Origin of the sequence: Bacilliculturomica massiliensis, assembly GCF_900605495.1 — a bacterium.
Lineage (GTDB): Bacteria > Bacillota > Clostridia > Peptostreptococcales > Anaerovoracaceae > Bacilliculturomica > Bacilliculturomica massiliensis.
Window position 1 is genome coordinate 167,369 of sequence record NZ_LR027598.1, and the last position, 18,807, is coordinate 186,175.

At 53.8% G+C, this 18,807-nt stretch carries 21 protein-coding genes, 1 tRNA gene, 1 pseudogene and 1 other annotated feature; of the genes and pseudogenes, 21 read left to right on the forward strand and 2 right to left on the reverse strand.

Going from position 1 to position 18,807, the window contains the following annotated elements; all coding sequences use genetic code 11:
• Window positions 1-2: 2 nt before the first annotated feature.
• From E0E37_RS02435 to E0E37_RS02465, 7 genes are all read left to right on the forward strand, one after another.
• Entirely contained in the window at window positions 3-1,202 is a 1,200-nt protein-coding gene (locus E0E37_RS02435; RefSeq protein ID WP_130861386.1) for an amidohydrolase, read from the forward strand.
• Window position 1,203: 1 nt separating this feature from the next.
• A complete protein-coding gene (gene argH / locus E0E37_RS02440) occupies window positions 1,204-2,589 on the forward strand; it encodes an argininosuccinate lyase (RefSeq protein ID WP_130861387.1) in 1,386 nt (461 codons plus the stop codon).
• A 259-nt stretch (window positions 2,590-2,848) separates the two neighbouring features.
• Window positions 2,849-3,679 carry a thymidylate synthase gene (thyA, locus tag E0E37_RS02445; protein WP_130861388.1) on the forward strand — a complete coding sequence of 277 codons (831 nt, stop codon included), beginning with the start codon at window positions 2,849-2,851 and terminating at the stop codon, window positions 3,677-3,679.
• A gap of 29 nt (window positions 3,680-3,708) precedes the next feature.
• Window positions 3,709-4,218 (forward strand): dihydrofolate reductase, encoded by a 510-nt coding sequence (locus E0E37_RS02450; protein WP_130861389.1) that lies wholly within the window; start codon window positions 3,709-3,711, stop codon window positions 4,216-4,218.
• 47 nt (window positions 4,219-4,265) lie between these two features.
• Window positions 4,266-5,192 carry a 23S rRNA (guanosine(2251)-2'-O)-methyltransferase RlmB gene (rlmB, locus tag E0E37_RS02455; RefSeq protein ID WP_130861390.1) on the forward strand — a complete coding sequence of 309 codons (927 nt, stop codon included), beginning with the start codon at window positions 4,266-4,268 and terminating at the stop codon, window positions 5,190-5,192.
• 9 nt (window positions 5,193-5,201) lie between these two features.
• Window positions 5,202-5,834 carry an RNA polymerase sporulation sigma factor SigH gene (gene sigH, locus E0E37_RS02460; protein WP_130861391.1) on the forward strand — a complete coding sequence of 211 codons (633 nt, stop codon included), beginning with the start codon at window positions 5,202-5,204 and terminating at the stop codon, window positions 5,832-5,834.
• 292 nt (window positions 5,835-6,126) lie between these two features.
• Window positions 6,127-6,202 (forward strand) — tRNA-Thr (locus tag E0E37_RS02465).
• Window positions 6,203-6,357: 155 nt separating this feature from the next.
• Here the strand turns inward: E0E37_RS02465 and E0E37_RS02470 are convergent.
• Window positions 6,358-6,624 carry a hypothetical protein gene (locus tag E0E37_RS02470; RefSeq protein WP_130861392.1) on the reverse strand — a complete coding sequence of 89 codons (267 nt, stop codon included), beginning with the start codon at window positions 6,622-6,624 and terminating at the stop codon, window positions 6,358-6,360.
• A gap of 429 nt (window positions 6,625-7,053) precedes the next feature.
• Window positions 7,054-7,278 (reverse strand): annotated as a pseudogene (locus E0E37_RS18810) (hypothetical protein); the annotation flags it as partial.
• Window positions 7,279-8,144: 866 nt separating this feature from the next.
• On the opposite strand from E0E37_RS18810, the gene tuf reads away from it, so the two are divergent.
• The 14 genes from tuf to rplJ all read left to right on the forward strand — a co-directional run.
• Entirely contained in the window at window positions 8,145-9,338 is a 1,194-nt protein-coding gene (gene tuf / locus E0E37_RS02475) for an elongation factor Tu (RefSeq protein WP_130861393.1), read from the forward strand.
• Between the two features lie 413 nt (window positions 9,339-9,751).
• Entirely contained in the window at window positions 9,752-11,260 is a 1,509-nt protein-coding gene (locus E0E37_RS02480; protein ID WP_165445164.1) for a sodium-dependent transporter, read from the forward strand.
• A gap of 15 nt (window positions 11,261-11,275) precedes the next feature.
• Window positions 11,276-11,389 carry a MetS family NSS transporter small subunit gene (locus E0E37_RS02485; protein ID WP_130861395.1) on the forward strand — a complete coding sequence of 38 codons (114 nt, stop codon included), beginning with the start codon at window positions 11,276-11,278 and terminating at the stop codon, window positions 11,387-11,389.
• A gap of 127 nt (window positions 11,390-11,516) precedes the next feature.
• Entirely contained in the window at window positions 11,517-11,840 is a 324-nt protein-coding gene (ppnP, locus tag E0E37_RS02490; protein ID WP_130861396.1) for a pyrimidine/purine nucleoside phosphorylase, read from the forward strand.
• Between the two features lie 239 nt (window positions 11,841-12,079).
• Window positions 12,080-12,952, forward strand: coding sequence for a YdcF family protein (locus tag E0E37_RS02495; protein ID WP_130861397.1), 873 nt, complete (start codon window positions 12,080-12,082; stop codon window positions 12,950-12,952).
• Window positions 12,953-12,970: 18 nt separating this feature from the next.
• Window positions 12,971-13,234 carry a DUF1294 domain-containing protein gene (locus E0E37_RS02500; RefSeq protein ID WP_130861398.1) on the forward strand — a complete coding sequence of 88 codons (264 nt, stop codon included), beginning with the start codon at window positions 12,971-12,973 and terminating at the stop codon, window positions 13,232-13,234.
• 143 nt (window positions 13,235-13,377) lie between these two features.
• On the forward strand, window positions 13,378-13,839 hold the full coding sequence (locus E0E37_RS02505) for a YbaK/EbsC family protein (protein WP_130861399.1): 462 nt from the start codon (window positions 13,378-13,380) through the stop codon (window positions 13,837-13,839).
• 400 nt (window positions 13,840-14,239) lie between these two features.
• On the forward strand, window positions 14,240-15,382 hold the full coding sequence (locus E0E37_RS02510) for a YkvI family membrane protein (RefSeq protein ID WP_130861400.1): 1,143 nt from the start codon (window positions 14,240-14,242) through the stop codon (window positions 15,380-15,382).
• A gap of 251 nt (window positions 15,383-15,633) precedes the next feature.
• On the forward strand, window positions 15,634-15,783 hold the full coding sequence (gene rpmG / locus E0E37_RS02515) for a 50S ribosomal protein L33 (RefSeq protein ID WP_130861401.1): 150 nt from the start codon (window positions 15,634-15,636) through the stop codon (window positions 15,781-15,783).
• A 20-nt stretch (window positions 15,784-15,803) separates the two neighbouring features.
• A complete protein-coding gene (gene secE / locus E0E37_RS02520; RefSeq protein WP_130861402.1) occupies window positions 15,804-16,019 on the forward strand; it encodes a preprotein translocase subunit SecE in 216 nt (71 codons plus the stop codon).
• Between the two features lie 185 nt (window positions 16,020-16,204).
• On the forward strand, window positions 16,205-16,765 hold the full coding sequence (gene nusG, locus E0E37_RS02525) for a transcription termination/antitermination protein NusG (protein WP_130861413.1): 561 nt from the start codon (window positions 16,205-16,207) through the stop codon (window positions 16,763-16,765).
• Window positions 16,766-16,864: 99 nt separating this feature from the next.
• Window positions 16,865-17,290 (forward strand): 50S ribosomal protein L11, encoded by a 426-nt coding sequence (gene rplK / locus E0E37_RS02530; protein WP_130861403.1) that lies wholly within the window; start codon window positions 16,865-16,867, stop codon window positions 17,288-17,290.
• A gap of 47 nt (window positions 17,291-17,337) precedes the next feature.
• Entirely contained in the window at window positions 17,338-18,036 is a 699-nt protein-coding gene (rplA, locus tag E0E37_RS02535; RefSeq protein ID WP_130861404.1) for a 50S ribosomal protein L1, read from the forward strand.
• Between the two features lie 32 nt (window positions 18,037-18,068).
• Window positions 18,069-18,218 (forward strand) — a sequence feature (ribosomal protein L10 leader region).
• A gap of 22 nt (window positions 18,219-18,240) precedes the next feature.
• The coding region (rplJ, locus tag E0E37_RS02540) for a 50S ribosomal protein L10 (RefSeq protein ID WP_130861405.1) at window positions 18,241-18,807 on the forward strand (567 nt) is incomplete at its 3' end.

Below are 18,807 nucleotides of genomic sequence, written 5' to 3' on the forward strand. Positions count from 1 at the left end.
GGTTGGATCAAAACGCAGCCGGAGCAGGCAGGCGCATAGGAGAGCTGCCGGCCGGTCTGGAACCAGACCGGTCGGCGGAGACGGGAGGAAGCATGGACGTTTGTGAAGTGTACAAGGTGCTCCACGGCATGCCGGAGACGGCCCATCAGGAATACAGGACATCCGCTTTTCTGGCGGCCCGGCTGCGGGAGATGGGGTTTGATGTGGCGGAAGGCGTGAACGGAAGCACAGGTGTGGTAGGGACGCTGGACAGCGGCCGGCCCGGGCCCGTACTGGGACTGCGAGCGGACATGGACGCGCTGCCCTTTGAGAGAGAGGGGAAGACCTGCGCCATCCACGCCTGCGGCCACGACGCCAACTGCGCCATGGTCCTGACGGTAGCCGGCAGATTGGCGCGGAAAAATGCGTTTTCCGGAACGCTCCAGGTGATCTTTCAGCCTGCGGAGGAGGGGGACGGGGGTTCCCGCAGCGTGATCGGCAGCGGACTGCTCTCGGGACTGGACGAGATCGCAGCGATCCATCTGCTGGAGAGCGGAGACGGCCGGGCAGGTCAGGCCAGTCCCGCCGTCTACCACTGCGCGTCCTCGCAGATCAGGGCCAGACTGCTGGGGGTCTCCGCCCACGGCTCAAAACCGCACCTGGGGATCAATGCGGCGGAGGCCGCAGTGCTGGCGGCCAACGGGCTGAGCGCGGTCCACGGCGATCCGGCGCTGGTCCATTCATTAAAAGTGACGCAGATCGTTACGGCGGAAGGCGGTTTGAACACCATACCGGCGGAAGCGCTCATGGGCATCGACCTGAGGTGCGAAGACGACCGGGAGATGGAGCGGCTGGCGCAGAAGGTGAGAAAAGTTCTCGAATGCGCGGCGGAGACGGCCGGCGCCGGTCTGGAGCTGCAGCCCATCACATACGGTCCGGCGCCCGTCTACAGCCAGGCGATGCGGCAGAGCGCGGCGGACAGCATCCGGGAGGTACTGGGCGAACAGGGCCTGCTGCGGGATGTCCACACAACGGTAGGGGAGGACTTTCATTACTATGCCGCCCTGCTGGGGTGCGAAGCCATCTACATGGGATTGGGAGCAGATGTGAGTCCGGTACTGCACCATCCCGATATGTGTTTCGACGTCAGGGCGCTGGAACACGGAAGTGAAATATTGAGCCGTTTTGCTGAAAAACGGCTGTGTAATATGGAGGAGAGATAAAATGGGTAATCTATGGACAGGCAGATTCGAAAAGGGTCTGGATGCCTTCGCTGCGGAGTACGGAACGGCCATCGGTTATTATAAGGGCCTTTACCCGTCGGATATCAGGGGGAGCATCGCTCACGTGACCATGCTTGCGGAGCAGGGGATCGTGACGGAGCAGGAGAAGAATAAGATCGTGGAAGGTCTGAACGTGATCAGAGAAAAGCTGGATTCCGGCGAGATCACATTTACCTACAAGGACGAGGACGTGCACATGGGCGTGGAAGGAGCGCTCATCGAGATGCTGGGGGAGGCCGGGAAGAAGCTCCACACGGCCAGGAGCCGAAATGACCAGGTGGCCGTGGACACCAGGCTTTATGTGAAAGACGCCGCGGCGGAGATCACGGCGGGGCTGAACTATCTGGAAAACGTGCTTCTGGACAAGGCGGAAAAATACGCCGACATGATCATGCCGGGATTTACTCATATGCAGCACGCCCAGCCAGTCACGGTGGGCTTTCATCTGATGGCGTATTTTCAGATGTTCCGTCGGGATATCGAGCGCCTGCAGTCGGCGCTCACCCGGGTCGACTGCTGCCCGCTGGGGGCCTGCGCGCTGGCGGGGACCACTCTGCCCATAGACCGTCACAGAACGGCGGAGCTGCTGGGTTTCGGCGCGGTGACGGAAAACGCCATGGACAGCGTCAGCGACAGGGATTACATGATCGAAGTGATCAGCGCGGCGTCCGTCAGCATGATGCACATATCCAGACTGGCGGAGGAGATCGTGTGGTGGAATTCCCAGGAATTTTCGTATGTGGTCATCGACGACAGCTTTTGTACGGGAAGCTCGATCATGCCGCAGAAGAAGAACCCTGATCTGGCGGAACTGCTGCGGGGGAAAGTGGGCCGGGTCTACGGCGATCTGATCCAGCTGCTCACCGTGATGAAGGGGACGCCGCTGGCGTACAATAAGGATTTCCAGGAAGACAAAGACGCGCTGTTTGACGCTGTGGATACTTGGTCCGCTTCGCTCCAGCTGTTTTCCAAGATGATCGAGCAGACGGAATTCGACGGAGAAAATATGAAGAAGAATCTGAGCAGGGGTTTTCTGAACGCCACGGATATAGCGGAGCATCTGGTCACGATGAACATTCCCTTCCGGGAAGCTCATGAGATCGTAGGGAAGATGGTAAAGACGTGTGAGAAATGTCAGAAGGATTTCGGCGATCTGACAGATGAGGAGCTTTCGGAGATCGACTCCAGGCTGTCGAGAGCGTCGCTTCCGGATCTGTCCATGGAGGGCTGCGTGAGCAGGAGGACTTCTTACGGCGGGACCGCGCCGTCGGAAGTGCGGCGGCAGATCGGCGCAGGACGAAGATGGCTGGAGGAACAGATCGGATAAAGCCCGCCTGAAAAGGAATGGATATACGGGGGGGATCAAAGCATGGGGATGGCTGTGAGAGGACGGCCGCCCTGTGCTTTTCTGCGTTTTGGAGACCTGCAGGGAAAGGGTTTGACCGGCCCGGAAGGGCCGCCGCTGAAAGAATGTGTTAAACTGGAAAAATTGGTTCTTTCTTTTGGTTCCCTTTTGGAACTTAATATGATATAATATCACGCAATCAAATGAAAAGCGACATAATTGACATATTGGAGGAGCATAGATGAGCAGAGCCGATCAGATTTTTGTGAACATGTGTACGGATATTATGGAAAACGGGTATTCCTCAGAAGGACAGGCGGTGCGGGCGGTCTGGGAAGACGGACAGCCGGCTCACACGATCAAGAAATTCGGCGTCATCAACAGGTATGATCTGTCGGAGGAGTTTCCGGCGCTGACGCTGCGGCCCACGCCCCTGCGCAACGCCATCGACGAGATCCTCTGGATCTGGCAGAGAAAATCCAACGACGTCAGCGATCTGAAGAGCCATATCTGGGACTCCTGGATCGATGAAAAGGGCACGATCGGTAAAGCCTACGGGTATCAGCTGGGGGTAAAGTATAAATTTGGACAAGGCGTTATGGACCAGGTGGACAACGTGCTCTGGCAGCTGAAAAATACGCCCTACAGCCGCCGTATCATGACGAATATCTACAATTTTGCAGATCTCTCGGAGATGGGACTGGAACCCTGCGTCTACAGCATGACCTTCAACGTGACGGACGGCAGGCTGAACGCGCTGCTGAATCAGAGATCTCAGGACACGCTGGTGGCAAACAACTGGAACGTGTGCCAATACGCGGTGCTGCTGCACATGTTCGCCCAGGTCAGCGGTCTTCAGGCGGGCGAGCTGATCCACGTCATCGCGGACGCGCACATCTACGACCGCCACATGCCGATCATCAAAGAACTGATCCAGCGGCCCCAATATCCGGCGCCTAAGTTCCGGATGAATCCGGATGTAAAAGATTTTTATGAATTTACTCTGGACGATTTTGAGTTTCTCGATTATAAAGCAGGCGAACAGGTCAAAAATATACCGGTGGCGATCTGATAAAACGGCCCTGAAGGCACGGAGGCGGAATGAAAGCGATTGTTGTAGCGGACGAAAACTGGGCGATCGGTAAGGATGGAGGACTTCTCATCCATCTTCCCGGCGATCTGAAATATTTTAAAGAAAAGACTTTAGGCGGCGTGGTCGTAATGGGACGGGCCACTCTGGAATCTCTTCCAGGCGGGAGACCGCTGCCCGGAAGAGAGACCATCGTGCTTTCCCGGGACGCAAAACTGCGGGAACGGCTGGCCGGGCAGGAAAATGTATCGGTGGCGGGCTCCGTAGAGGAGCTCAGGGACGAACTCGTGCGCAGAGGGATGGAAGACGCGGCTTTCGCGGCGGGGGGCGAACAGGTCTACCGGCAGCTTCTGCCCATGTGCGATGAAGTCTACGTGACAAAGATCGCGCGGAAGTTCGAGGGGGCCGACTGTTTTTTTCCGGAGCTTTCGGAGGAAAATGGCTGGAGACTTACCTGGGAGGACGAACCGCGGCAGGAGAACGGTGTGAGCTACCGTTTTACCGTATATAAAAGAAAGTAAGCGCGTCTGGGGGAACCGGCGCCTTGGAAAGAGAAAGAGGAACGGCATTGTCGAAGAGAGATAATCCGCGGATCGCCCAGCGCGAAGCGGAAAAGAAACAGAAGCGGGACCGGTATCTGCAGGCGAAAAAGACCAGGGAAGACAAAGGGGCGGCAGGGACCCGGCAGACGGGAAGGCCCAAAGCGGCGGGCAGAAGCCGGTTCCCGGAGCGCGAAGAAGAACGGCGGGACGATCCCGGTCTCATTATCGGCAGAAATCCGGTGATGGAGGCGGTGAAGAGCGGCCGGACCATCGAAAAGATCCTCATGCAGAAGGATGGGGAAGGTTCTGTGCGCAAGATCGCTTCTATGGCCAGGGAAAAAGGGCTGCAGATCCAATATGTGGAGCGGGCGGCGCTGGACAGACTCTGTCCCGGACGGCCTCATCAGGGGGTGGCGGCCTTTGCGGCGGCCCACGATTACTGCCAGCTGGAGGATATACTTGAAAGCGCGCGGGTCAAAGGAGAGGAGCCGTTTCTCATACTGCTGGACGGTCTGGAGGATCCCCACAATCTGGGGGCGATCATGCGGACGGCGGACGCGGCGGGAGTCCACGGCATCGTCATTCCCTCCCGGCGTGCCGTGGGGCTGACAGAGACGGTGGCAAAAGCTTCGGCCGGCGCCATCGAATACGTTCCTGTGGCCAAGGTGGGCAACATGGTCTCTGCTATTGAAAAGCTGAAAGAAGAGGGCCTGTGGATCGCCGCCTGCGATATGGACGGGCAGATCTACTATGAGGCGGAGCTGTCGGGGCCCATGGCTGTCGTGGTGGGCGGAGAGGGACAGGGAGTCAGCCGGCTTGTGAGAGAAAAATGCGATTATGTGCTGTCTATCCCTATGAGGGGAAAGATCAGTTCTCTCAACGCGTCCAATGCGGCGGCGATCCTGATGTACGAGGTATTCCGCCGGCGGACCGGCGGGATGCAGGAAGGATAACAACAGAAGATGACGGAAGTGCAGTTCCCGGATTTTCAGGGAAAGACGGAGGAAGAACTGGTTTTGCAGGCCCAGAACGGGGATGAGGATGCGGAAGAATTCCTGATCCAGAAATACAAGGAAGTGGTGAAGGCTAAATCACACCTTTATTTTATGGTGGGCGCAGACAAGGAAGACATCGTGCAGGAAGGGATGATCGGAATGTTTAAGGCCATCCGCAGCTATGACGGGGCGAAGGAAGCTTCTTTCCGCACCTTTGCGGAGCTGTGCATCAACCGCCAGATCATTACTGCCATCAAGCGCGCCACGCGCCTGAAGCATTCTCCGCTGAATACCTCGGTGTCGCTGAACAAACCGATCTCGGAGGATGACGAGGCTTCCCAGACGCTGGCGGAAACCCTGTCCTCGGACAGCGCGTCAGATCCGGAGGCGCTGCTTCTCCTGAAGGAGGTGGCCAGCTATATTGTGGGAAACGGATCGGACATTTTCAGCAGTATGGAGATGACGGTGTGGAATGAGTATCTGCACGGAAAGAGTTATACGGAGATCGCAAGGCAGATGGGAAAATCGCCGAAAGCCATCGACAACGCCATACAGCGCACGAAACGCAAATTGAATCTGTATTTTGACATCGGATGCTGACTCCGGCGCGGTCCGGCCGGACCGCGCCTACTGTGGGATCGGTCCTGGCGACGAGGCGGCCGGACCGCGGTCTTGAAACGGCGGGCCCGGCCCGGCGTCATTTGGAGAAGAAATCCTGAACTGCAGCGCTGAATGAAGACCGATTTCAGGTTTTGCAGCAGAGGACGGCTGAGCGCCAAAAAGAAAATAAAAAAAAGAAAATGAATATTGACAAGCTCATCTGATTATCATATAATTGAAAAGCGGTGAATTTGTCGGACTTGTCCGCCGCGCATTTTGAACTGTTTTATATGCTGTTATAGCTCAGTCGGTAGAGCGCATCCTTGGTAAGGATGAGGTCTCCGGTTCAAATCCGGATAACAGCTCCATAGACTGTCCGAAAAGGCAGGAAAAAACACTGTAAATCCAAGATTTACAGTGTTTTTTTACGTTGAAATAAGGGAAAAGGGCAAAAAACGAGGGGTTAAATCCCCCTCATTTCCTCCACAAGGGCCGGCCCCCCCCTTCATATTGATGGCTCTCTTCATATTGTACGCAACGGCTTCGCCTCCGACTCGCTTCGCTCCCTGCTGTCCTTTTTTCCATTGCGGCTGAAGCCGCGGAAAAAGGCAAGAAAACTAAGCCCCGCTTCCGCCGAGGTTTTTTGGATCCCCTTGCAAAGAAAGTAGTAGACCCCATGGGATCGCTTTACCGTGCCGAAGGGATGCTCCGACACGCACAGTCGGAGCTTCTGTTTGGGTATGTCGTCCGCCACCCGCAAGCAGTGAAAGCCGTTTTTGCTGTTCATCATGGGGGCCTGGGGATCTGAGAAGCATGGAGATCAACGCTGGGGACCGTTTTGATACGCGGAAAGATGGGACGTCTCCTGGATTTTTTCTTTTTGCCACGCCAAATGACGCAAAAACGAAAAAAGAATGATCGAAATATACTTATTATGAAATATATGGAAACTATTTTTTCTTGTTTAGTGCAAAAGTGCTTTCAAAAAGAAAAAAGCGACATAAATCGACAAGACAGATAATAGAACTGTCTGCTGCGTCCTCTGTTTTTTTCTTTTTTGATGTTGAATACAAGGCAAAAAGAAAAAATGGATCCTCTCGTGTTTTCGATCAACTGCTGATCTGCATTTTTTATATAGTATAGATTGGATTGGACATGAACAAGAATCGGAAGTTGTGAATGGAGCGTTTATGAATAATAAGGATCAATTCGTTACGATATGGAGGTTGCCATATAAGTACGATTTGAGAAGCATGACGGGGTCATAGGCTGGCCGTCCCGTGCCTGCGGGAACTGCATGGGTAAACCCCAGTTTGTCCATCTCCAGACCGTCGACAAAGGCGTCGGCCAGCCGGACCGGATTGTCGGCAGCAATCTCTTCCTCCCAGGAGACAAACAGCCTGATTTGGCACGCGGTGTTCCATATACATAAGCCATGCGGCACCTCCTCTTTTCTTTTGTCATACCACACAAACGTTGGAATTTGAAGATTTTCATGGATTGCTGCGCTTGTTTTTTCCTGTTCATATGCGTATTTGGTTTTCGGACAGCCTGTCCAGAAGATCCCGAAAGCCTAAGCTCTCAGGATCTTTTTTCTATGTAGTCAATATCGCCTTTCTTTGGCGATATAGACGGAAGAATAAAAAAGCCTACATTGTGAAGGTGAGCCCGGAGGGCGAATAAGGCTCCGAAGGAGGGAGTTTTTATAACATAGGAGATATGGTCCACTGATGTTCCGTGTGCCGCTTGTATTTCTTCCGACAGGTGCGGAAGACATTTGGCGTCCTCCTGCAAAATACGATCGATAGGGGGATCGGTCTGCTGCGCAGGCTGCATCGTGAAGGTATGGCAGAACCGATGAGGGAAGCGGCAGAAACCATATGCGCTTTCATCGGATGACCGGCCAGCCGGGATATTGATATGGGTTTTCACAAACCTGTGATTTCCGCCGCGGAAAGCAAGCTGAATTAAAAAAACAACGCTTGCCAAGGAGCCGCATCTTATGCTATAATTGCCTACGAGAATATGGACACGACAACAGCCTTGCCAAAACAGCGTGGCACTTTGTGTGTTGCGGTATTTTTTTCTGTGTAAAGGCAGATAATTTTTAGGGACGGGCTGGCTGAGTCCCCGGGTCCGACGCGGTACACTGCCCGGCTTTCGGCTTTTGACAGAAAGGCCGGAGACCGGATCAGCTCTTTGGCTCTGATTTTATATGTAAATATAAATATAACGCAAAAAGAAAATGTGCTGATAGTTTCTCCTGTATCAGGTTGCAAGAGAACTTGAAAGCAAGAGGAGGGTATTAAAATGGCAAAGGAAAAATTTGAAAGAACAAAACCCCATGTTAATATTGGTACTATCGGACACGTTGACCACGGTAAGACCACATTGACAGCGGCGATCACCAAGACTCTGCACCAGAGATACGGTCTGGGAGCCGACGTAGCCTTCGATCAGATCGACAAGGCTCCGGAAGAGAGAGAGAGAGGAATCACGATCTCCACGGCGCACGTAGAGTACGAGACCCCGAACAGACACTACGCGCACGTAGACTGCCCGGGACACGCGGACTATGTAAAGAACATGATCACGGGAGCGGCGCAGATGGACGGAGCGATCCTGGTAGTAGCGGCGACGGACGGACCGATGCCGCAGACCAGAGAGCACATCCTGCTGTCCAGACAGGTAGGCGTGCCGTACATCGTGGTATTCCTGAATAAGTGCGACATGGTAGACGACGAAGAGCTGCTGGATCTGGTAGAGATGGAAGTGAGAGAACTGCTTGACACCTACGAGTTCCCGGGAGACGATACCCCGATCGTAAGAGGATCTGCGCTGATGGCGCTGGAAGATCCGGCAGGACCGTGGGGAGATAAGATCGTAGAGCTGTTCGAGCAGGTAGACGCGTATATACCGGAGCCGGTAAGAGCGACCGACAAGCCGTTCCTGATGCCGGTAGAGGACGTATTCTCGATCACGGGCCGCGGAACGGTAGCGACGGGAAGAGTAGAGAGAGGAATCCTGAAGGTATCGGACGAAGTAGAGATCGTAGGACTGACGGAAGAGAGAAGAAAAGTAGTCGTAACGGGAATTGAAATGTTCCGCAAGCTGCTGGATCAGGGAGAAGCGGGAGATAACATCGGAGCGCTGCTGCGTGGAGTGCAGAGAAACGAGATCGAGAGAGGGCAGGTACTGGCTGCGCCGGGAACGATCCATCCGCACACGAAGTTCAGCTCAGAGGTATACGTACTGAAGAAGGAAGAGGGAGGACGTCACACGCCGTTCTTCAACGGATACAGACCGCAGTTCTACTTCAGAACGACAGACGTAACGGGGAACGTAACGCTGCCGGAGGGAACGGAAATGTGTATGCCGGGAGACAACATCCGGATGGACATTGAGCTGATCACCCCGATCGCTATCGAAGAAGGACTGAGATTCGCTATTCGTGAAGGCGGAAGAACGGTAGCTTCCGGCGTTGTCACGAAGATCAACGAGTAATTCTTTGACCTGAATAAACGTTAAATAGAGAGCGTACAAAATTTATATTTTGTATGCTCTTTTTTTTATGTGCGGAAAACAACTGAGGACTATGAAATATTTTAAAGATTTAGAAAATAAAAAGAATTTCATATTGTTGAATTAATAAACCAAAAAATCAAAATTAGTAAAACGTTAAAATGCTATATAAATTCTGCAAATACATAAGTTGTGCTTAAATAATATCCGAATACTAAAATTGACATAACCAATAATTAAAATTAATATTAATTAAAAGTGATAGCGGAATCATTGATTCCACTATGCGGAACGGACTTCGGGCCGATGAAAGGGGGGAGCGAGAGGGTCGGGAATCCGCTCTGATCAGAAGTGAGGTTGTATGCAATCGTAAGGTAACAGGAGGGTTGCTTGTTATGGAAGACAACACACAGAAGAAGCTGGGCTTTTCATCACCGCTTGCCATGGCTATCGCTATGATAGCCGGATCGGTAGGGACGGGAAATATCTGGAGATTTCCCCGTGTAGCCGCGGTAAATGGAGGCGGCGCTTTCGTCATCGCTTATATTTTGATTATGGCGCTGGCGATCATCCCGCTCATGATGGGAGAACACGTGATCGGCCGCTCCACGAGAAAAGGTCTTCCCGGCGCGTTTCGGGATTTTATCGGCACGAAGAAAGGGACCTGGTTCGGCTCTTTCGTATGGTGGATCGTGACCATCACCATCAGCTATTACACCGTGGTGCTGGCCTGGGTCTGTTATTACTTTGTCATGGCGCTGACCAACGGGTATGCAGGCGTGGATAAGGCGGCGCTCTTCGCCACTGTATGTGAAAAGAACGTGGCTATGGTTATCGTGTTCATCCTGCTGCAGGCCTTCTCGGCCTGGGGCGCTTATAAGGGGATATCCTTTATTGAAAAGGCCAACAAGGTATTTTTGCCGGTGCTCTTTTTGAGCGTGATCATTATCGCGGTGCGGACGGTAACGCTGCCCGGCTCCGCCGAAGGACTGAATTATCTGTTTGATTTTGAACTGCACGATTTCCTATCATCTAAGGTGTGGCTTGAGGCGCTGACACAGTGCCTGTGGTCCGCAGGTCCCGGCTGGGGCATCTGCATCGCTTACGCCGTATATTCCAAACGCAAGGCGGATATCTCGCTGGCCACCACCATCCAGGGGCTTGGCGATATGTCCGTTGCACTGCTGGCAGGCATCGCGATCATACCCGCGCTCTTCGCCTTCATGCCTACTCAGGAGGCGCTGGACATGTGCGCTTCAGGCAACAACGGTCTGGCGTTCATCGCGCTGACCGGCGTGTTTGAACAGATGCCCGGCGGCCGCATCATGGCGATGCTGTTCTTTACATCGCTGATGATGGCCGGAATTTCTTCCGTCATCGCTATGTACTCCATTGTCTACCAGCCCTTTGCCGACGCGAAGGTGAGCAAGAAGAAGACCTTCGTCATCATGCTGGTGGCTACGGTGCTGATCGGAACGCCGTCTGCCTGGAGCAATACGTTCTTCAACAATCAGGACTTCGTCGTGGGCATGGGAATGGTCATTGGAGCGGTGTTCTCCTGCTATGCGCTTTACCGTTTCGGAGTGGAGAAGGTCCGCACCAAACTGCTGAACAATCCGTACAGCGGCATGACCATGGGGAAATGGTGGAATTTCGCCATCACCGTACTGGCGCCGCTGCTGGCAGTGGCTATGTTCATCTGGTGGTGCATTCTCTCTGTGGGATGGAATCCCGATTGGTGGAATCCCTTCGGCGTTTATTCTCTGGGCACGCTTATCCTGCAGCTGGGCGGCGTGGGCCTGGTCCTGTATCTTTTCAACAATCGTATCGCCGATTCTGCAGGTGAGAAGCTGTTTGACGGAGAGAGCTTCCCGCCGGTACCGGATAATGGATTCAGCAAATAGCGGGGAGGGATCAATATGACTATCAAAGCGATCATCGTAATGCTCGTCTGTGTAATTCCTATCTGGGGCGGCCTCATCGGCTGCATCGTCAAACTGCAGAAAATGAAACGCTCCGGGGACGAGGACTAGGCCGCGGCGGCCGCAAAAGAGCCGCCGGCCGGGAGGTACGTTGGAGGACAGGCGGGGCCTGGCCTGCCGTAGAGCCCGCCGGCAGCCTGCTGCAGAACCGGTTTAGCGGTGTGAAAGGAGAGAGAGCATGATTGATAAGGTATTAAAAAACGTTCAGGTGGAATCTAAGGCCAACGTCTACTTCGACGGCAAGGTGACCAGCAGGACCTGCTACCGTCAGGACGGCGGCAGATTTACACTGGGGATCATCACTGCAGGAAGCTACACCTTTGACGTGGGAGACCGGGAGGTGGTACAGCTGATCGCAGGCAGCGCGGAAGTGCTTCTGCCGGGGGAGGAAAATTGGCGCGCCGTCGCCGCGCAGGAGAGTTTTGAGATCGGCGCAGACTGCAAATATCAGATCCGGACTGACGGCGTCGCCGAGTATCTGTGTGATTATTACAAGGATTGATCGGATCGTTCTGCAGAACGGACAGGACGGCCGGCGAAATAAATAGATCTCTGATGAGAATATCCAGCCGGAAGATCCGGCGGCGTATGTAAAACAGGCGCTGCCGGATCTTTTTGTGGCGCAGATGGGGGGACGGGATGTATTCTTCAGAGTTTCTTAAGTTCTTTCAGAGTAAATTAATTGAACGCATGGACCGTTGGATGATAAAATAGAGAAAAGAATTCAGGGGAGGCGGGATCATGAAACGGGACGGAGATTCTGACCGGCGCGAAAAACGCCCAGGCAGAGAGCAGGGGAAGACCGGGAGCGCTGAAAAGGCGGAAGACGCGGCGGCCGGAGGGCGAAGACGAAGCCGCCGGCAGCTGGCGCTGTATGGCTGCGGGGGCGTTTCTCTGCTGTACTTTGCAGGGCTGGGGATCTATTTGGGAGCGGTCTATCTTTTTCAGTGGTTCTGGCTGGCGCTTGGCATCCTGCTCATGGGCGCGGGCCGGCTGCTGCCGGTCTGGAACCGCTTTCCGGGATGGTTTCGCGTGCTGTGGAAAGCAGGCGTGGCATTGTCGCTGGCTGTATTCTGTGTCTTGATGGGGCTCATCATTTCCGGTATGGTGGACGAGCCCTCTCCAGGCGCCGATTATGTGATCGTACTGGGGGCAAAGGTCAACGGGACAAGGCCGTCTCTTTCCCTGCGCTACCGCATCGAGGCTGCGGCCGATTACCTGAAACAGAATCCCCGGACCAGGGTGGTCGCCAGCGGCGGGCAGGGCGCTAACGAGGGGATATCGGAGGCGAGAGCCATCGCCGAGATGCTGGTCCGCATGGGGATCGGGGAGGAACGCATCATATGGGAGGACCGTTCAACCAGCACCACGGAAAATCTCACGTATTCCTGGGAGAAGATCCGGGAGGAGGGGGCTGATCCTGGGTCGGCCAGAGTCGTAGTCGTGTCTTCCGATTTCCACGTGTTTCGTGCCAGGGCCATAGCCAGGAGATGCGGCTACGGCAGCGTGGAGGGACTGAGCGCCAGATCGGTGCCGGGACTGCAGCCAAACTACTGCGTCCGGGAATGCTTTGCCATTCTCAACGACGGTCTGCGGGGCAATCTGAGCTGGTAAAAGAGAGGAGAGAAGAGTATGGAAGTAGCGGCGTGTCTGTTGCTGAGCTGGAACGCGCTGGCCTTTCTGGTCATGGGATGGGACAAGCACCGGGCCAGGAGAGGGGAATGGAGGGTGCCGGAGAAGGTGCTTTTCTTCTTCGCCTTCTGCTTCGGCGGGCCTGGGATCCTGGCGGGTATGCGGGTGTTTCGCCACAAGACCAGGCATCTGAGCTTTCAGATCGGCGTGCCCGCGGGGATCTTGTTCTCCTGCGCTCTGGCGTGGCTGTTGTTTCAGGGGTGAAGGATCTTTTCGCCCGCTGCCTTGTGTTTTTTGATCGAAAGGTGTAAAATAAGGGCATTCGAATGTGGCCTGAGGCAATGCGCACAGGCCATTTTAAATGTAAACGATTTCCGGAATACGATTTGAGGAAAGGACGGAGGAATATGGGCTACGAGACAGTTGTTCAGTATTTTAAGGAGAGAAATATTCCCAACGAGATCATTTTGCTGGACGAGAGCAGCGCGACGGTGGAGCTGGCAGCCAAAGCGTTGGGACGGGAGCCGGGGGAGATCGCCAAGTCTCTGGCGTTGGAACTCAAAGATGGCAGCCACATCGTCCTGGTCGTCATGGGGACGGCGCGGATCAGCAATCAGAAATACAAACAGGCGTTTCAGTGCAAAGCGAAAATGCTGTCCTTCGACGACACGCTGGCCGTCACGGGACACCCGGTGGGAGGCGTCTGCCCGTTTGGCCTGCCGGATGGCGTAAAGGTATATCTCGATGAATCGCTGAGACAGTTCAAAGAAGTATTCCCTGCGGCGGGGACGGGAAACTCCGCCGTGTGTTTTACTCCCGAGGAACTGCAGAGAGCCACGGACGGCGTCTGGGTCGACGTGACCCAGTGACGCGCCGCTGAGGCCGGCGCCGCATTTGAAAAAACTGATCCGGCGCCGGTCCCCACGGTGATCTTTCACCTTTCTTTTCTTTTATCGTTTCTTTTCTCGCATATCTCATTTTCTCTGTATCCTGTCCGCGGCGGATCATCGTCTCCTTTTTGCATAATAAACTACAGTCAGATACATATTTATAATTGCCAGGCGTATCCTGCTGTGACGTTGTCGCGGCCTTGTTGTTCTGCAATGCGGAATCAAAATTCCAATTGACATGAATTGTGTATAATATTATAATGAATAGCGAAAATGGAATTCATAATTCTGCATTATGGAATAAAGACCCTGTTTGGCCTGATCGGCAAAATCAGTTTCTGGAGATCAGGTGCGGCGGTCATGATCAAGGAGGACACACATGGACAAACAGAGTAAAATGAACTGGAAAACGGTTTTTGCGGTGGGCGGCGCGTCCACGGCATACTGTATCGGAGCCGGATTTGCGTCGGGACAGGAGACGCTGCAGTATTACGGATCCTGGGGCGGAGCCTATCCGTTTATACTGCCGGCGCTCACGTTTCTATTGATGCTGCTTTTCTGCGCAGGTACGTATAAAGCGGGCAGTGTGCAGGATTTCAAGAACCCTGACGAAGCCTACGCCTATTACTGCGGCAAAAAGCTCGGTCTTGTGGTGGATGTTTTCTGCAGCCTTTCCATCGCTTTGAGCACGCTGATCATGTTTGCGGGAAGCGGCGCGACGGTGAATCAGTATCTGGGACTTCCTGTATGGGTCGGCACGCTGATCATGGGTGTGGTCTCTGTCATCGTGGTGTGCCTGGGGCTGGAAAAAGTCACGGGCGTGCTGGGATTTGCGGGCGTATTGATCATCATCATTTTGGCCGTCGTGGGAGTTTACTGTTTCTTTACAACGCCTGCAGGCATCATGGAAGCGCAGCAGCATGTTCTGGAATATGTAGAAGAGGGAACGTTCCTGCAGGCGCAGTTCCTGGGGATCGATAATCCCATCGTATCGGTGATATCTCTGGTGGGCGCCTATGTCACGCTGGGGATGGTATTCAACGTATCGCTGGGACATAACTGCAAAAATAACAGGGAGATCTGGGGCGGAGCAGTCTGCTCTGCGGTGTTTTTTACCGTTGGACTTACCATGGTGCTCTTTACCATCCTGTTTAATATGGACTATATCGCAGAAGTAAAGGCGCAGGTGCCCATGCTGGCTGCTATCGAAAACATACTGCCGGCGCTGGCTCTGCCGTTTTCCATCGTGATCCTCATCGGTGTCTTCACGACGATCACAGGCTATCTGTGGGCGTTTGGCCGTCGGTTTGCGGAAGATAAGACGGCCAAGCAGCGTATCGTTGTACTCGCGGTGGCTGTTATCGGCGTGTCCGTAGCGTCCTTTATTCCTCTGAACAAGCTGGTGAATACCATTTACCCGCTGATCGGCGTCGCGGGCCTTATCATCTTCGTGGGCATTCTTATCAGAATGTTTACCGACAGGAAAGCCTCCCCCGGGGGAACGGATGAGAAGAACAGATAGCGAAAGCGCCGCCGGCCCCGGATCTGCCCGATGACAGATATCAGCATGAACAGAGGGTGAGCTTCGGTCAAAATAAAAGGACGGAGACCGAAGAACAAAAAAAGCCTGAGCAGCGCCTTGACATTGAAGAAAAAGTGTGGTAGGTTTAATAAGTGACTCTATGGTAAGATGCTAAAATTGAACACAGTATGTCATCAGATAAACCGGGGGCAGCGGTTTTCGCGCCCTTAAAATAGGAATGGAGGTCAGTCATGAGAGTAAAAGTTACGTTGGCATGTACAGAGTGCAAGCAGAGAAACTACAACACGATCAAGAACAAGAAAAACGATCCCGATCGTCTGGAGTTCAACAAATACTGCAAATTCTGTCAGAAGCAGACACTTCACAAAGAAACAAAATAACTAGAAGGGCGTGAATAAAAATGGCAGAAAACGTTAAGAAAAAAGCCGGAGTGATGGATTACTTCAAAGGCGTCAAGACGGAAATGAAGAAGGTCATCTGGCCGACGAAAAAAGAGACGTATAATTACACCGGTGTGGTTATACTGACTTGTGCTGCTTTTGCGTTATTCTTCTGGGTCCTGGACACCGGATTCCTCTTCGCGCTGGAGAAGATTTTGGACATTACCCTGAGCTAGCCTGCGGGCCTGCCGGGTAATAGAGAGAGGAAACAGAAATGTCAGAAGATAAGTATATGGAAGAATTGGAAGCCGAACGGGAAGAAACGGCTCCGGAGACCGGGGAACCGGAGTGGTCGGAGTCGGAACCGGAGGAGACCCCGGAGCAGGCGCCGCAGTCTCAGGAGCTTTCCAGGGCGGACAAGATGCTTTCCCGGCTGAATGAAGAAAGTCAGGTCAGCGGAAGAGATTCTTCAAATGCAAAGTGGTATGTGGTCCATACCTATTCCGGACATGAGAACAAGGTGAAAGTGAATATCGAAAAACTGGTTGAGAACAGAGGAATGCAGGATCTGGTTCTCAGCGTTGTTGTGCCCACGGAAGACCGTGTGGAGATCAAGAACGGCCAGCGCAAGGTCAAAACCAGAAAGATGTTCCCCGGCTACGTAATCGTCAAAATGATCGTGACCAATGAGTCCTGGTATCTGGTGAGAAACACGCAGGGTGTTACGGGGTTCGTGGGACACGGCTCCGAGCCGATTCCTCTGAGCGACGACGAAGTGCGGCGCATGGGAATCGAAAAAGTCTACATTGACCTCGATATCGACCCCGGAGACAGCGTCCGGGTCATCAACGGCCCCTTTGAGAGCTTCATGGGCGTGGTGGAAGAGGTCAACATGGAAAAACAGATCCTGAAAGTAAAGATCTCGATGTTTGGAAGAGAGACCCCTGTCGAACTCGAATTCGGACAGGTTGATAAGATATAGACGCATCCGGCGTCTGAACCGAAATTGTTTTACGCGCAGACACATTTTCTTTCAGCCTGAGGGCCTCTGGGTTACACGTAAAACGGAAAGGAGAAGAAGATGGCAAAGAAAGTAGAAGGCTTTATCAAGCTGCAGATCGCCGCAGGCGCTGCGACTCCCGCACCGCCGGTAGGTCCTGCTCTCGGTCAGAAGGGCGTGAATATCATGGACTTCTGCAAGCAGTTCAACGCAAAGACTGCGGATCAGCCGGGAATGATCATTCCTGTAGTGATCACGGTGTATTCCGATCGTTCCTTCACCTTCGTCACGAAGACGCCGCCCGCAGCTGTTCTGCTGAAGAAGGCAGCCAAGCTGGACAGCGCTTCCGGCGAACCGAATAAGAAGAAGGTCGCTACGCTGACCACCGCTCAGGTGGAAGAGATCGCCAAGCTGAAGATGCCCGATCTGAACGCGGCCAGCGTTGAGAGCGCCACATCCATGATCAAGGGCACCGCCAGAAGCATGGGTATCGTTGTTGAAGACTAGAACGTGGGAGGCCGGCCGGCCGTTTGTACCACAGGGAGGTAATGTAAATGCCTAAGAGAGGTAAGAACTACAAGGATTCTGCGAAATTGATCGACAGAACCGCACTGTACGAAGTGACCGACGCTCTCGCGCTGATTCCTCAGACTGCGAAAGCGAAGTTCGACGAGACCGTTGAAGTCCACATCAAGCTGGGCGTTGACGGACGGCATGCTGACCAGCAGGTCAGAGGCGCTATCGTTCTGCCCCACGGAACCGGCAAGAGCAAGAAAGTGCTGGTGTTCGCCAAGGGCGAGAAGGCGAAGGAAGCCGAGAATGCAGGAGCTGACTACGTTGGAGCGGAAGAGATGGCTCAGCGGATTCAGCAGGAAAACTGGTTTGATTTTGACGTTGTCGTAGCGACTCCCGATATGATGGGCGTGGTCGGAAGACTGGGTAAGATCCTGGGCCCCAAGGGCCTGATGCCGAACCCGAAGTCCGGTACCGTAACCATGGACGTGGAGAAGGCTCTGCAGGAGATCAAAGCCGGTAAAGTTGAGTACAGACTCGACAAGACCAACATCATCCACACGCCGATCGGAAAGGTCTCCTTTGGAGCTGAAAAACTGACGGACAACTTCAACGCGCTCATCGAGGCGGTTTTGAAGGCGAAACCGGCAGCCGCCAAGGGCCAGTATGTGAGAAGCGTGACCGTGGCCACTACCATGGGTCCCGGAGTGAAGATCAACCCGCTGAAACTCACCTTATAGTATCTGCGGACCGATCCCGGACGATGTCCGATTGAAAATTGAATAAAAAACTGTAGACAGCCGGTGCGCGGCGACGCGCTTAATATCCTGCCGAGGTTATACTTATATTTTTCAGGCAGATAAACCTGACAAACAAAGCCTTTTTCAGTCTACAGCACCGAAAAGGCTTTTTCTTTTTCACAGAAAAGCCGGAAAGGAGACAATATGTCAGCAGAACATTTACAGGCAAAACAGCTGATCATTGACGAAATCAGAGAGAAGCTGGAAAAAGCACAGTCCGCAGTAATCATCGACTACATCGGAACCACAGTAGCGGAAGCCGATGCCATGAGAAAAAAGCTGCGTGAATCCAACGTGGATTACACGGTATATAAAAATACCCTGATGGCAAGAGCCATCGAGGGAACCAAATACGAAGGTTTGAAGGACGTTCTGGAAGGACCCAGCGCCATCGCGATCAGCTATGAGGATGCGGTCGCTCCGGCGAGAGTACTCAACGGGATCATCAAAGATTACAAGAAGATGTCCTTCAAGGCCGGCGTGATCGAGGGAACGCTGTACGACGCCGCGGGCGTGGAGTCCATCGCATCTCTGCCCAGCAGAGACGAGCTCATCGCGAAGTTCCTGGGAAGCATTCAGTCGCCCGTATCCAAGCTGGTACGCACGTTCCAGGCTATCGCGGACGCGAAGGGCGAGGGAGCGGAGCCTGCTGCGGAAGCGGCAGAACCCGCCGCCGAGGCTGCCGCTGAGCCCGTTGCCGAAGCTGCCGCT